The organism is Pseudomonas sp. BMW13 (assembly GCF_013357275.1).
Lineage (GTDB): Bacteria > Pseudomonadota > Gammaproteobacteria > Pseudomonadales > Pseudomonadaceae > Aquipseudomonas > Aquipseudomonas khazarica.
Genome location: NZ_SUKD01000013.1, coordinates 1 through 12,407, shown reverse-complemented (window position 1 = coordinate 12,407; position 12,407 = coordinate 1). Strand labels below are relative to the sequence as shown.

The following is a 12,407-nucleotide window of genomic DNA, read 5'->3' as shown; positions in this document are numbered from 1 at the left end:
TTTCCTCAGCGCCAGACTCTGAGTAATCGACTTACTCCATAGATCATCGATTTGAGGCGCCCCTGGCGCCTTTTCTTTTGCCTGCAGAAAAAAAGATGGCATTTCTGCATCAGTGGATTGAACTTCTCGCTCGAAGCAGGCTCTGAACCTGTGCATCGATTGAAATGCTCCCCTGGCGCCCATGGCGCCTATTTTTTTGCCCGCAATCAGGCAAACCCTCTATGCCAGCAGGCTGCGGTCGAAGATGAAGGCCTCTCCCGCCTGCGGACGATGCTCCAGCAGATGCTGTGGCCGCCCCATCTTCGGGTAGTTCTTCTCGCCGGTATCGGCGATCCAGCCCTGCGCCTTCATCCGCTCCAGACGCCCACGCAGGGTGGTGTGCTGCACCGGCTCGCCCAGGCAGGCCTGAAACGCCGCCAGTGCCTCGGTCACGGTGAAGCGTGATACCAGCAGGTACAGCGGCAACGAGCTGTATACCGATTTGCCCTGCAGGCGTTCGGCGGCCAGGCGCACCAGCTGCGCATGATCGAAGGGCAACGCCTGCTGGCCGCTGAGTACCGCCTGCAGGTCGACGAAACGCAGGTCGTCGTCTTCCGGCTCGACGTCCGCCGCCAGCAGTGCCAGGTAGCAGGTGCTCAGCGACCAGCCGCGCGGGTCGCGCACGCCATTGCCCACCGTCGCCACCTGTTCCAGGTAGTGCGGCCGCAGCCGCGCCTTGTCCGCCAGCGCCCGCTCGGCGGCGGCATCCAGGCTGGCGTCGACGCAGCGACCATTGACCAGCACACCGGGCAATGCCCACTGCCCCGCATAAGGCTCACGCTGACGGCGAATCAACAACACCTGCAGCGTCCCCGCCTCACTCAGACGCAACGCCACGATATCGACCCCGGCAAGAACCTCCACTGCACTCATCCTGTCACCTGCTCCTCCGTGTACTTATTTCATCTTGACCAATAAGGCGGTTTTTTTCACGTGGAAAATCAGATAAACGCTTGACTACATATTTCATCAGATGGAATATGTAGTCACTCACACGCAGAAAGGAGGCACACCATGAAGATCGCCAGCTTCGACGTCGATGCCCAGAAAGGCTTCACCCCGCTGTGCCCCAACGAACTGCCGGTGCCCGAGGGCGATGCCATCGTGGCGGCGCTCAATCAGCTGGCCGCACGGGCGCAGCTGCGCATCGGCAGCAAGGACGCGCACAGCCCGCAGGCCGCCTGGGTCGTCGACAGCCACACGGAGATGCTGCGCCCCCTGCCCCTGGCCAATGCCGACCTGACCTGGGTCAGCCACTGCGTACCCGGCACCCTCGGCTTCGAACTGCTCGACGGCCTGCCCGCGCCGCTGGACTATGACTACTTCGTGTGGAAAGGCGTGGAACCGGACCTGCACCCCTACGGCGCCTGCTACCACGACCTGGCCGAGAAGCGCAGCACGGGCGTGATCGAGTTTCTCCGGCACAATGACGTCGAGCGTGTACTGGTCGGCGGCCTGGCGCTGGATTACTGCGTCAAGACCACCGCTCTGCAACTGCGCCGTGCAGGCTTCGAGGTGATCGTCTACCTGCCGGCCTGCCGCGCCATCGCCGAAGAAACGGCCGTGCCGGCCTGCCGCGCGATGAACGACGCCGGCATTACCCTCGCCGCCAGCCAGGAAGAGCTGGATGCGATCCTGACTCTGGAGACCCAAGGATGAGCGACAGCATTTTCGCCGACCGTATCGTGCAGAACCTGCTCGACACCGACCTGTACAAACTGACGATGATGCAGGCGGTGTTGCACAACTACCCCAATGCCGAGGTGGAATGGGAGTTCCGCTGCCGCAACAGTGAAGACCTGACACCCTACCTGGCCGAGATTCGCTACCAGTTCGAGCGCCTCAGCGAGCTGAGCCTGACGGTCGACCAGCTGGCCTTCCTCGAACGCATTCCGTTCATCAAGCCGGACTTCATCCGCTTCCTCAGCTTGTTCCGCTTCAACCTGCGCTACGTGCACACCAGCATCGAAGACGGCCAGTTGAGCATCCGCCTGCGCGGCCCCTGGCTGCACGTGATCCTCTTCGAAGTGCCGCTGCTGGCCATCATCAGCGAAGTGCGCAACCGCTATCGCTACCGCGAAGTGGTGCTGGAGCAGGCCGCCGAGCGCCTCTACGAGAAAATCGACTGGCTGCGCAGCGAGGCCAGTGACGACGAGCTGGCCGGTTTCCAGCTCGCCGACTTCGGCACCCGCCGGCGCTTCTCCTACCGTGCGCAGGAGCAGGCCGTGCGCATCCTCAAGCGCGACTTCCCCGGGCGCTTCGTCGGCACCAGCAACCTGCACCTGGCCCGCGAGTTTGAACTCAAGCCCATCGGCACCATGGCCCACGAATGGCTGATGGCCCACCAGCAGCTCGGCCCGCGCCTGATCGACAGCCAGAGCGCCGCACTGGACTGCTGGGTCCGCGAGTACCGGGGCCAGCTGGGCATCGCCCTGACCGACTGCATCACCATGGACGCCTTCCTGGCCGACTTCGATCTGTACTTCGCCAAGCTGTTCGACGGCCTGCGCCACGACTCGGGCGACCCGCTGGTCTGGGCGGAAAAGGCCATCGCCCACTACGAGAAGCTCGGCATCGACCCGCTGAGCAAGACCCTGGTGTTCTCCGACGGGCTCGACCTGGAGAAGTCGCTGCGCCTCTACCGTGCACTTTCCGGGCGAATCCACGTAAGCTTCGGGGTCGGCACCAACCTGACCTGCGACATCCCCGGCGTCGAGCCGATGAACATCGTGATCAAGATGATCGCCTGCAACGGCCAACCCGTGGCGAAGATTTCCGACACGCCCGGCAAGACCCAATGCCGCGACGAGAATTTCGTCAGCTACCTGAAACACGTCTTTCGCGTGACCCAGTGAGGACCCAGACATGAGCAACCGCCAAGCCGAAATCGCCGCCGCCCTCGACGTGGTGCCGCCGTTCGCCGACGACGCCGCGCTGAACGCGGAAATCGAGCGACGCAAGACCTTCATCAAGCACGTGCTCAAGCAATCCGGCCTCAAGGTGCTGGTGCTGGGTATCAGCGGTGGCGTCGACTCCCTCACCGCCGGGCGCCTGGCGCAGCTTGCAGTCGAGGAACTGCGCACGGAAACCGGTGACAGCGCCTACCGCTTCATCGCCGTGCGCCTGCCGCACAACGCTCAGCACGATGAGCACGATGCCCAGGACTCGCTGAAATTCATCCGCGCCGACGAAGACGACACCGTGAACATCGCCGGGGCGGTCAACGGCCTCGGCGAGCAGGTCACCCACCTGCAGAAGCTGACCGATGCCCGCCGCGACTTCGTCGTCGGCAACGTCAAGGCGCGCATCCGCATGGTCGCCCAATTCGCCATCGCCAACGCCAACAACGGCCTGGTGATCGGCACTGACCACGCAGCCGAGGCGGTGATGGGCTTCTTCACCAAGTTCGGCGATGGCGCTTGCGACCTTGCCCCGCTGTCCGGCCTGGTGAAAAACCAGGTACGCGCCATCGCCAGGCACCTGGGGGCGCCGCAACACCTGGTGATGAAGACCCCGACCGCCGACCTGGAAGAACTGCGCCCGGGCAAGCCGGACGAGGAAGCGCATGGCGTGACCTATGCCGAGATCGACGCCTTCCTGCATGGCGAGGCCGTCAGTGACGAGGCCTATGCCACCATCGTGCGCACCTACGACAACACCCGCCACAAGCGTGAGCTGCCTCTGGTGCCCTGAGCAACGGGCAGAAAAAAGCCGGGCAAGCGCCCGGCTTTTTCATGCCTACGAAAACATCAGGCCTTGGGCAGTGTCACCCCGGTCTGGCCCTGGTACTTGCCACCACGGTCACGGTAGGAGACCTCGCAGGCCTCATCGGACTGCAGGAAAAGCATCTGCGCCACGCCTTCGTTAGCGTAGATCTTCGCCGGCAGGTTGGTGGTGTTGGAGAACTCCAGGGTCACGTGGCCTTCCCATTCCGGTTCCAGCGGCGTGACGTTGACGATGATGCCGCAGCGCGCGTAGGTGCTCTTGCCCAGGCAGATGGTCAGCACGTCACGCGGAATGCGGAAGTACTCGACGGTGCGGGCCAGGGCGAAGGAGTTCGGCGGGATGATGCAGACGTCGCTCTTGATGTCGACGAAGCTCTTCTCGTCGAAGTTCTTCGGGTCTACCACGGCGGAGTGAATGTTGGTGAACACCTTGAATTCATCCGCGCAGCGCACGTCGTAGCCGTAGCTGGAGACACCGTAGGAGATCACCCGGCTGGCGTCGGCGCCGCGCACCTGGCGCTCGACGAAGGGCTCGATCATGCCGTGTTCCTGGGCCATGCGGCGAATCCACTTGTCCGATTTGATGCTCATGGCGAAGGGTCCTGAGTGGGCGATTACGAAAAAGTGAGCGCATCTTACCGATGCGCGCGCCACGCATCAAAGATTGCCCGCCGAGCGCTTGGTCATTATTTGCAAAAAAAGCTGCATCGACCATTCGCACTTGGCGATAAAAACACGTATGGTGTGCCCACTGTGCTGCATGTGTCACCGCGAATCGCTACTAGATGCCCAGATTTCGATCCAAACATCGTCCGACTCCTAGTACTCGTTGCACTCAGTCCCGGCCTGGGCTTTTCCAGGGCTGCTATTACTTTTGTTAGGAGACATCAACATGTCCAATCGTCAGACTGGCACCGTCAAGTGGTTCAACGATGAGAAAGGCTACGGCTTCATCACTCCGCAATCCGGTGACGACCTGTTCGTTCACTTCAAAGCCATCCAGGCCGACGGTTTCAAGACCCTGAAGGAAGGCCAGCAGGTTTCCTTCGTGGCTACCCGTGGCCAGAAAGGCATGCAAGCTGAAGAAGTTCAGATCGTTGGTTGATCTGCGCTTTTGAGCTGCTGAAAAAGCCCCGCCTAGTGCGGGGCTTTTTTGTGCCTGTTTGTACGCCCTGTGGGAGCGGATCTATCCGCTAGATTCGCGGCTGAAGCCGCTCCTACAAAACACCAGCCCAGGGTGGCTAGGGCGAAGCCAAGGGGGCACAGCCGCTACCCTCTCCCGCTTGCGGGAGAGGGGCTGGGGGAGAGGGTGATGCTGGCGGCGCCGCACTGCGGAAGCACCTACAGTGTTGCCCCCAGCGCCCCGAAGGGATGCGCCGACAAGCACGAGAGCCAAAACCGCTGCGCCGAGCGCCCTCTCCCGCCCTTCGGGCACCCTCTCCCATGAATGGGAGAGGGTCAGCAGATGGCTGCTGCGCAGCCGCTCTCAATCATCACTGATTTCGATGCTCGGCATGCTCGGCTTGCCGGCCTGGGCGATGCGCGCGCCCACCTTGCGTGCCAGCTCCTGATAGATCATGGCGATCTGGCTTTCCGGATCGGCCACCGTGGTCGGCTTGCCGTCGTCGGCCTGCATGCGGATGGCCATCGACAGCGGCAGCGATGCCAGCAGCTCGACGCCGTACTGCGCGGCCAGCTTCTCGCCGCCGCCTTCGCCGAACAGATGCTCGGCATGGCCGCAGTTGGAGCAGATGTGCACGGCCATGTTCTCCACCACGCCGAGCACCGGGATGTGCACCTTGCGGAACATCTCCACGCCCTTGCGCGCATCCAGCAGGGCCAGGTCCTGCGGCGTGGTGACGATCACGCTGCCGGCCACCGGCACCTTCTGCGCCAGGGTCAGCTGGATGTCGCCGGTGCCCGGCGGCATGTCCACCACCAGGTAGTCGAGCTCGTTCCAGGCGGTCTGGGTGATCAGCTGCAGCAGCGCACCGCTGACCATCGGCCCGCGCCAGACCATCGGCGTGTTGTCGTCGGTGAGAAAGGCCATGGACATCACCTGCACGCCATGGGCTTCGAGCGGCACGAACCACTTCTGCTCCTTGACCAGCGGTCGGGTGCCTTCGGCGATGCCGAACATGATGCCCTGGCTCGGGCCATAGATGTCCGCGTCGAGAATACCGACCCGCGCGCCTTCGCGGGCCAGCGCCAGCGCCAGGTTGGCAGCGGTGGTGGACTTGCCCACGCCACCCTTGCCCGAGGCCACCGCGATCACGTTCTTCACCCCTTGCAGGGCCGGCACCTGGGCCTGCCCCTGGTGCGAGTCGATCACGCAATCGACCTGCACGCGCGCACTGTCGACGGCGTCGAGGTTCTCCAGCGCCATCTGCAGCATCTGCGCCCAGCCGTTCTTGAACAGGCCGGCGGCGTAACCGAGTTCCAGGCGCACGGAGACCCGCCCGCCCTGGATGTCGACCTCACGCAGGCAGCCGGCGCTGACCGGGTCCTGATCGAGGTGGGGGTCGGTGAACTGACGCAGACAGGCTTCGACCGCTTCGCGGGTGACGGCACTCATGCAAGAACTCCAGAAGGCAGGCAGGAAATCAGAGCGTCATCTTAACAGCAGCCACGGGCCGCGAGCGTCACGCCGCGAGCAACAACGACGCTCGTTGTCGCTGGTGGCTTGCAGACTGTCGCTGCTTTATAGTTGCTGACTTCCCTCGTTTTACCAGTGCAGCCGATCACCATGACCGAAGCCCGCAAGATCCTCGTTACCAGCGCCCTCCCCTATGCCAACGGTTCGATCCACCTCGGCCACATGCTCGAGTACGTACAGACCGACATGTGGGTGCGCTACCAGAAACTGCGCGGCAACCAGGCCATCTACGTCTGTGCCGACGACGCCCACGGCTCGGCCATCATGCTGCGCGCCGAGAAGGAAGGCATCACGCCCGAGCAACTGATCGACGGCGTGCGCGCCGAGCACATGGCCGATTTCGCCGAGTTCGGCGTGGCCTTCGACAACTATCACTCGACCCACTCGGAAGAGAACCGCGAGCTGTCGTCCTCGATCTACCTGGCGCTGCGCGACAAGGGCCACATCGCCACGCGCGCGGTCACCCAGTACTTCGACCCCGAGAAGGGCATGTTCCTCGCCGACCGCTTCATCAAGGGCACCTGCCCGAAGTGCAGCACCGAGGACCAGTACGGCGACAACTGCGAGAAATGCGGCGCCACCTACTCGCCGACCGAGCTGAAGAACCCGAAGTCGGCCATCTCCGGCGCCACCCCGGTGCTCAAGGAGTCGCAGCACTTCTTCTTCAAGCTGCCGGACTTCGAAGCCATGCTCAAGCAGTGGACCCGCTCCGGCGCCCTGCAGGAGGCGGTCGCCAACAAGATCGCCGAATGGCTCGACGGCGGCCTGCAGGAGTGGGACATCAGCCGCGATGCGCCCTACTTCGGCTTCGAGATTCCCGATGAGCCGGGCAAGTACTTCTACGTCTGGCTGGATGCGCCGATCGGCTACATGGCCAGCTTCAAGAACCTCTGCTCGCGCCGCCCGGAACTGGACTTCGACGCCTTCTGGGGCAAGGACTCCAGCGCCGAGCTGTATCACTTCATCGGCAAGGACATCGTCAACTTCCACGCCCTGTTCTGGCCAGCCATGCTCGAAGGCGCCGGCTACCGCAAGCCGACCGCCGTCAACGTGCACGGCTACCTGACCGTCAACGGGCAGAAGATGTCCAAGTCGCGCGGCACCTTCATCAAGGCGCGCACCTACCTGGACCACCTGAACCCGGAATACCTGCGCTACTACTACGCCAGCAAGCTGGGCCGCGGCGTCGATGACCTCGACCTGAACCTCGAGGACTTCGTGCAGAAGGTCAACTCCGACCTGGTCGGCAAGGTGGTCAACATCGCCAGCCGCTGCGCCGGCTTCATCCACAAGGGCAACGGCGGCCTGCTGGTCGCCGCCGACCCCGAGCCGGAGCTGTGGAACGCCTTCCGCGCCGCCGCGCCGAGCATCGCCGAGGCCTACGAGGCACGCGACTTCTCCCGCGCCATGCGCGAGATCATGGCGCTGGCCGACCGCGCCAACGCCTGGATCGCCGACAAGGCCCCCTGGGCCCTGAACAAGGTGGAAGGCAAGCAGGCCGAGGTGCAGGAAATCTGCGCACTGGGCATCAACCTGTTCCGCCAGCTGGTGATCATGCTCAAGCCGGTGCTGCCGCAGCTGGCCGCCGACGCCGAGGCCTTCCTCAATGTCGCCCCGCAGACCTGGGCCGACCTGGCGCTGCCGCTGGCCAACCACCAATTGAACCCGTTCAACCCGCTGCTGACCCGTATCGAACAAGCGAAGATCGACGCCATGACCGAAGCCTCCAAGGAAGACCTGGCCGCCGAAGCCGCCAAACCACAGGGCAACGGCGAGCTGGCCAAGGACCCGCTGGCGGCCGAGATCAACTTCGATGCCTTCGCCGCCGTCGACCTGCGCATCGCGCTGATCGAGAAGTGCGAGTTCGTCGAGGGCGCCGACAAGCTGCTGCGCCTGTCGCTGGATATCGGTGACGAGAAGCGCAACGTGTTCTCCGGCATCAAGTCCGCCTACCCGGACCCGAGCAAGCTGGAAGGCCGCCTGACTCTGTACGTCGCCAACCTGGCGCCGCGCAAGATGAAGTTCGGCATCAGCGAGGGCATGGTCCTGGCGGCCGGCCCCGGCGGTGAGGACATCTACCTGCTCAGCCCGGATAGCGGCGCCAAGCCGGGCCAGCGCGTCAAGTAAGCCACACGCCAGGAGGCCTCGATGAAACCATGGATGGTGGCAACGCTTGCGTTCGTCCTGGCGGGTTGTTCAGACCCGTCGGGCCTGCCGCAAGGCGGCGCCCTGCAGGGCGAACGCAACAAGGCCGACAGCTACCTAGCCTATGAACACCATGTGGCTATCGAACTGCCCGCCGAGCGTATCGGCGAGCGTATCGCGGCGACCCGCGAGGCGTGCCTGAGCGAGCGCTTCGGCGCCTGCAGCCTGATCACGGCGCAACAGAGCAGCGGCCAGGCGCCGCGTGGCGAACTGACCCTGCGCATCGTCCCCGATGGCGTCGAGGCCATCACCCAGCTCGCCAGCGCAGACGGTGAACTGACCAGCCGCACCACCCATGCCGAGGACCTGGCCCAGGCCGTGGCCGACAACCGTCGCCAGCACGAGCAACTGCTGCGCCAGCAGCGCACCCTGCAGCAATTCGAGAAACGCGACGACCTCGCCGTCGCCGACCTGCTTGCCCTGGCCCGTGAACAGGCCGCCCTGGAAGTGCAGCTGCAGGCCATCGCCCAGGACGCCGCCCAGCAGCAACGGCGCCTGGACACCAACCTGCTGACCCTGCGCTTCAGCAGCCCCTACGAGCGTTCGCCCCTGGGGCGCATTGGCGAAGCGTTCTCGCGCCTGCAGGACAACCTTGCCGAAGGCACCGCCAACCTGATCGAGTTCATCGGCTATGGCCTGCCCTTCCTCATCGTGCTGTTCCCCCTGGCCCTCGGCCTGCGCAAACTGTGGCGACGCCTCACCCGTCACTGAGTCCAGCTGTGACGAATGGTCGCCAAGTGCAGGCGATTCGCCGCATGCGGCTTGTATGGCCAGGGCTGCTTCCCGATAATAGGCGCCCTTTTCCTAAGGCCTTTGCGCATTCGACGGCAACCCGATGACCGAACTCGTCCTGATCATGGTCAGCGCCATCCTGGTCAACAACTTCGTGCTGGTGCAGTTCCTCGGCCTGTGCCCGTTCATGGGCGTGTCGAAGAAGATCGAAACCGCCATCGGCCTGTCGCTGGCCACCACCTTCGTGCTGACCCTGGCGGCCATGTGCAGCTACCTGGTGCAGCAATACGTGCTGAAACCGCTGGATCTGGAGTTCCTGCGCACCATCAGCTTCATCCTGGTGATTGCCGTGACCGTGCAGTTCACCGAGATGGTGGTGAACAAGACCAGCCCCCTGCTGTACCGCGTGCTGGGCATCTTCCTGCCACTGATCACCACCAACTGCATCGTGCTCGGCGTGGCCCTGCTCAACGCCAACAAGAGCGAGTTCACCTTCATCACCGCCACCGTCAACGGCTTCGCCGCCGGCCTGGGCTTCTCCCTGGTGCTGGTGCTGTTCGCCGCCATGCGTGAGCGCATCGCCATCGCCGACGTGCCCAAGTCCTTCCAGGGCGCAGCCATCGGCATGATCACCGCCGGCCTGATGTCGCTGGCGTTCATGGGCTTCTCAGGGCTGATCAAGCTATGAGCCTGGTCCTGGTCGCGATCGCCGCGCTGCTCGCGCTGTGCCTGATCGCCGGCGCCATCCTCGGCTTCGCCGCCGTGCGCTTTCGCGTCGAGGGCGACCCCATCGCCGAGCAGATCAACGCCCTGCTGCCGCAGACCCAGTGCGGCCAGTGCGGCTACCCCGGCTGCAAGCCCTACGCCGAGGCCATCGCCGGCGGCGACAAGATCAACAAGTGCCCGCCCGGTGGCGAGGCGACCATCGCCGCCCTGGCCGACCTGCTCGACGTCGAGCCGGAGCCACTGGACGCGGTGGAAGGCGAGAAGCCGCAGATGGTCGCCTTCATCCGCGAGGCGGAGTGCATCGGCTGCACCAAGTGCATCCAGGCCTGCCCGGTGGACGCCATCGTCGGCGCGGCGCGGCAGATGCATACGGTGATCGTCAGCGAGTGCACCGGCTGCGACCTGTGCGTCGAGCCCTGCCCGGTGGACTGCATCGACATGCTCGAAGTCGGCAGCACGGTGCAGAGCTGGAAATGGGACAAGCCACTGGCGCCCGGCCAGTTGATCGCCAGTGACCGGGAGCAGGCCGCATGAGCGCAGTACTGAAAGACCCCATGAAAATCTGGGACATCCCCGGCGGCATCCATCCGGCCGAGCACAAGGACCTGTCCAACCGCACGCCGATCCAGGCGCTGCCCCTGCCCAAGCGCCTGGTGCTGCCGCTCGGCCAGCATATCGGCGCCGCCGCCGAGCCCTGCGTGACGGTCGGTCAGCGCGTGCGCAAGGGCGAGAAGATCGCCGAGGCCAACGGCTTCGTCAGCGTGCCGCTGCACGCACCGACCTCCGGCACCATCGCCTGCATCGGTGAGCAGCCCTACCCACATGCCTCCGGCATGCTGGCGCCGGCCATCGTCATCGACAGCGACGGCCTGGATGAGTGGCTGCCACTGACGCCCCCCGCCGACTACCGCAGCCTGGAGCCCGGCGAACTGCTGACGCTGATCCGCGAGGCCGGCATCAACGGCCTGGGCGGCGCCGGCTTCCCCACGGCGGTCAAGCTCACCGCGCGGCCGACGCAGAAGATCCACACGCTGATCATCAACGGCACCGAGTGCGAACCCTACATCACCGCCGATGACGTGCTGATGCGCGAGCGCGCCGCCGAACTGGTGGCCGGTATCGCCGTGCTGGCCCACCTGATCCAGCCGGAGCAGGTGTTGATCGGCATCGAGGACAACAAGCCCGAAGCCGCCGCCGCCGTGCAGGCCGCCTGCACCGGGCACGATTTCCAGGTACGGGTGTTCCCCACCAAGTACCCGTCCGGTGGCGAGAAGCAGCTGATCCAGATCCTCACCGGCGTCGAGGTGCCCAGCGGTGGGCTGCCGGCCGATATCGGCATCCTCTGCCAGAACGTCGGCACCTGCGTCGCCATCCATGACGCCGTGCTGCTGGGCAAACCGCTGATCTCGCGCATCACCACGCTCACCGGTGCCGCGCTGGCGCGGCCCGGCAACGTCGAGGCGCTGATCGGCACGCCCGTCCGCGAGCTGCTGGCCTTCGCCGGGCTCGACCAGGGCAGGCTCAATCGCCTGATCATGGGCGGACCGATGATGGGCTTCACCCTGCCCAGCCTCGACGTGCCGCTGATCAAGACCAGCAACTGCCTGCTCGCCAGCACCGCCGAGGAACTGCCGGCGCCAGCGCCCGCCATGCCCTGCATTCGCTGTGGCGAATGTGCCGAGGCCTGTCCGGCCAGCCTGCTGCCGCAGCAGCTGCATTTCTTCGCCCTGGGCCAGGAACACGAGCAGCTCAAGGCACACAACCTGTTCGACTGCATCGAATGCGGCGCCTGCGCCTACGTCTGCCCGTCGAGCATCCCGCTGGTGCAGTACTACCGCGTGGCCAAGGCGGAGATTCGCGAGCTGGAGCAGAAGCAGCTCAAGGCCGAACATTCCAAGCAGCGCTTCGAGCAACGCCAGGAACGCCTGCGCCGCGCCGAGGAGCAGAAGGAAGCCGAACGCAAGGCCCGCGCCGAGAAAGCCGCGCGCGCCAAGGCGGCGCAGGCCGAAGCGCCTCCGGCAGCAGCAGCCTCGCCAGCGGACGAGGCGCTGAAGAAACTCAAGATCGAAGCCAGCATGGCCCAGGTCGCGCTGAAGAAGGCGGAGAAACAACTGGCCGCCCACGACACCGCCGAGCTGCAGGCGCAGGTCGCCGAGCTGCGCCGTGCCGCCGAGGCCGCGCAGCAAGCGCTGGCCGAGGCCCAGGCTGCCGCCCCTGCGCCAGCACCGAAAGCCGCTGGCGACGAAGCGCTGAAGAAGGCCAAGATCGAAGCCGCCATGCTCAAGGCCCAGCTGCGCAAGCTGGAGAAGCTCGACAGCCCGGAC

12 protein-coding genes are annotated in these 12,407 nt (G+C 64.9%); 9 read left to right on the top strand and 3 right to left on the bottom strand.

Features of this window, described 5'->3' with window-relative positions:
* Window positions 1-219: 219 nt before the first annotated feature.
* Window positions 220-912 carry an NUDIX hydrolase gene (locus E4487_RS10645; protein WP_134676331.1) on the bottom strand — a complete coding sequence of 231 codons (693 nt, stop codon included), beginning with the start codon at window positions 910-912 and terminating at the stop codon, window positions 220-222.
* A 141-nt stretch (window positions 913-1,053) separates the two neighbouring features.
* Here E4487_RS10645 and E4487_RS10640 point away from each other — a divergent pair, with 141 nt between their 5' ends.
* From E4487_RS10640 to nadE, 3 genes are read left to right on the top strand one after another with little or no spacing between them, the layout of a single operon-like run.
* Entirely contained in the window at window positions 1,054-1,698 is a 645-nt protein-coding gene (locus tag E4487_RS10640; protein WP_150608684.1) for a nicotinamidase, read from the top strand.
* Entirely contained in the window at window positions 1,695-2,894 is a 1,200-nt protein-coding gene (gene pncB, locus E4487_RS10635; RefSeq protein ID WP_037049097.1) for a nicotinate phosphoribosyltransferase, read from the top strand. Before E4487_RS10640 ends, pncB begins: the two co-directional genes overlap by 4 nt.
* A gap of 10 nt (window positions 2,895-2,904) precedes the next feature.
* Complete coding sequence (nadE, locus tag E4487_RS10630; RefSeq protein ID WP_175253309.1) at window positions 2,905-3,732, top strand: ammonia-dependent NAD(+) synthetase; 828 nt, start codon at window positions 2,905-2,907, stop codon at window positions 3,730-3,732.
* 56 nt (window positions 3,733-3,788) lie between these two features.
* Here nadE and dcd read toward each other — a convergent pair whose 3' ends face one another.
* Window positions 3,789-4,355 carry a dCTP deaminase gene (dcd, locus tag E4487_RS10625; RefSeq protein ID WP_013714599.1) on the bottom strand — a complete coding sequence of 189 codons (567 nt, stop codon included), beginning with the start codon at window positions 4,353-4,355 and terminating at the stop codon, window positions 3,789-3,791.
* A 301-nt stretch (window positions 4,356-4,656) separates the two neighbouring features.
* On the opposite strand from dcd, the gene E4487_RS10620 reads away from it, so the two are divergent.
* Entirely contained in the window at window positions 4,657-4,869 is a 213-nt protein-coding gene (locus E4487_RS10620; protein ID WP_037049100.1) for a cold-shock protein, read from the top strand.
* Between the two features lie 381 nt (window positions 4,870-5,250).
* Here the strand turns inward: E4487_RS10620 and apbC are convergent, their stop codons facing one another.
* A complete protein-coding gene (gene apbC, locus E4487_RS10615; RefSeq protein ID WP_134676333.1) occupies window positions 5,251-6,339 on the bottom strand; it encodes an iron-sulfur cluster carrier protein ApbC in 1,089 nt (362 codons plus the stop codon).
* A gap of 171 nt (window positions 6,340-6,510) precedes the next feature.
* On the opposite strand from apbC, the gene metG reads away from it, so the two are divergent.
* The 5 genes from metG to rsxC all read left to right on the top strand — a co-directional run.
* On the top strand, window positions 6,511-8,547 hold the full coding sequence (gene metG / locus E4487_RS10610; protein WP_175253308.1) for a methionine--tRNA ligase: 2,037 nt from the start codon (window positions 6,511-6,513) through the stop codon (window positions 8,545-8,547).
* Between the two features lie 21 nt (window positions 8,548-8,568).
* Window positions 8,569-9,336: a DUF4349 domain-containing protein gene (locus tag E4487_RS10605; RefSeq protein WP_175253307.1), complete on the top strand. Its 768-nt coding sequence runs from the start codon at window positions 8,569-8,571 to the stop codon at window positions 9,334-9,336.
* A 124-nt stretch (window positions 9,337-9,460) separates the two neighbouring features.
* The gene (gene rsxA / locus E4487_RS10600; RefSeq protein ID WP_037049106.1) at window positions 9,461-10,045 is read left to right on the top strand and encodes an electron transport complex subunit RsxA; all 585 of its coding nucleotides are present in this window, start codon (window positions 9,461-9,463) and stop codon (window positions 10,043-10,045) included.
* Window positions 10,042-10,617 carry an electron transport complex subunit RsxB gene (gene rsxB / locus E4487_RS10595; RefSeq protein ID WP_134676336.1) on the top strand — a complete coding sequence of 192 codons (576 nt, stop codon included), beginning with the start codon at window positions 10,042-10,044 and terminating at the stop codon, window positions 10,615-10,617. Before rsxA ends, rsxB begins: the two co-directional genes overlap by 4 nt.
* Window positions 10,614-12,407 (top strand): electron transport complex subunit RsxC (gene rsxC / locus E4487_RS10590; protein WP_257229397.1); only part of this gene is annotated, 1,794 nt, incomplete at its 3' end. The genes rsxB and rsxC, both read left to right, overlap by 4 nt.

Excerpts from the sequence above, each read along its gene's own strand:
- dcd (WP_013714599.1), bottom strand. The coding sequence starts at position 4,355 with ATGAGCATCAAATCGGACAAGTGGATTCGCCGCATGGCCCAGGAACAC.
- E4487_RS10645 (WP_134676331.1), bottom strand. The coding sequence starts at position 912 with ATGAGTGCAGTGGAGGTTCTTGCCGGGGTCGATATCGTGGCGTTGCGT.
- E4487_RS10605 (WP_175253307.1), top strand. The coding sequence starts at position 8,569 with ATGAAACCATGGATGGTGGCAACGCTTGCGTTCGTCCTGGCGGGTTGT.
- pncB (WP_037049097.1), top strand. The coding sequence starts at position 1,695 with ATGAGCGACAGCATTTTCGCCGACCGTATCGTGCAGAACCTGCTCGAC.
- nadE (WP_175253309.1), top strand. The coding sequence starts at position 2,905 with ATGAGCAACCGCCAAGCCGAAATCGCCGCCGCCCTCGACGTGGTGCCG.
- rsxA (WP_037049106.1), top strand. The coding sequence starts at position 9,461 with ATGACCGAACTCGTCCTGATCATGGTCAGCGCCATCCTGGTCAACAAC.
- apbC (WP_134676333.1), bottom strand. The coding sequence starts at position 6,339 with ATGAGTGCCGTCACCCGCGAAGCGGTCGAAGCCTGTCTGCGTCAGTTC.
- rsxB (WP_134676336.1), top strand. The coding sequence starts at position 10,042 with ATGAGCCTGGTCCTGGTCGCGATCGCCGCGCTGCTCGCGCTGTGCCTG.
- metG (WP_175253308.1), top strand. The coding sequence starts at position 6,511 with ATGACCGAAGCCCGCAAGATCCTCGTTACCAGCGCCCTCCCCTATGCC.
- E4487_RS10640 (WP_150608684.1), top strand. The coding sequence starts at position 1,054 with ATGAAGATCGCCAGCTTCGACGTCGATGCCCAGAAAGGCTTCACCCCG.
- E4487_RS10620 (WP_037049100.1), top strand. The coding sequence starts at position 4,657 with ATGTCCAATCGTCAGACTGGCACCGTCAAGTGGTTCAACGATGAGAAA.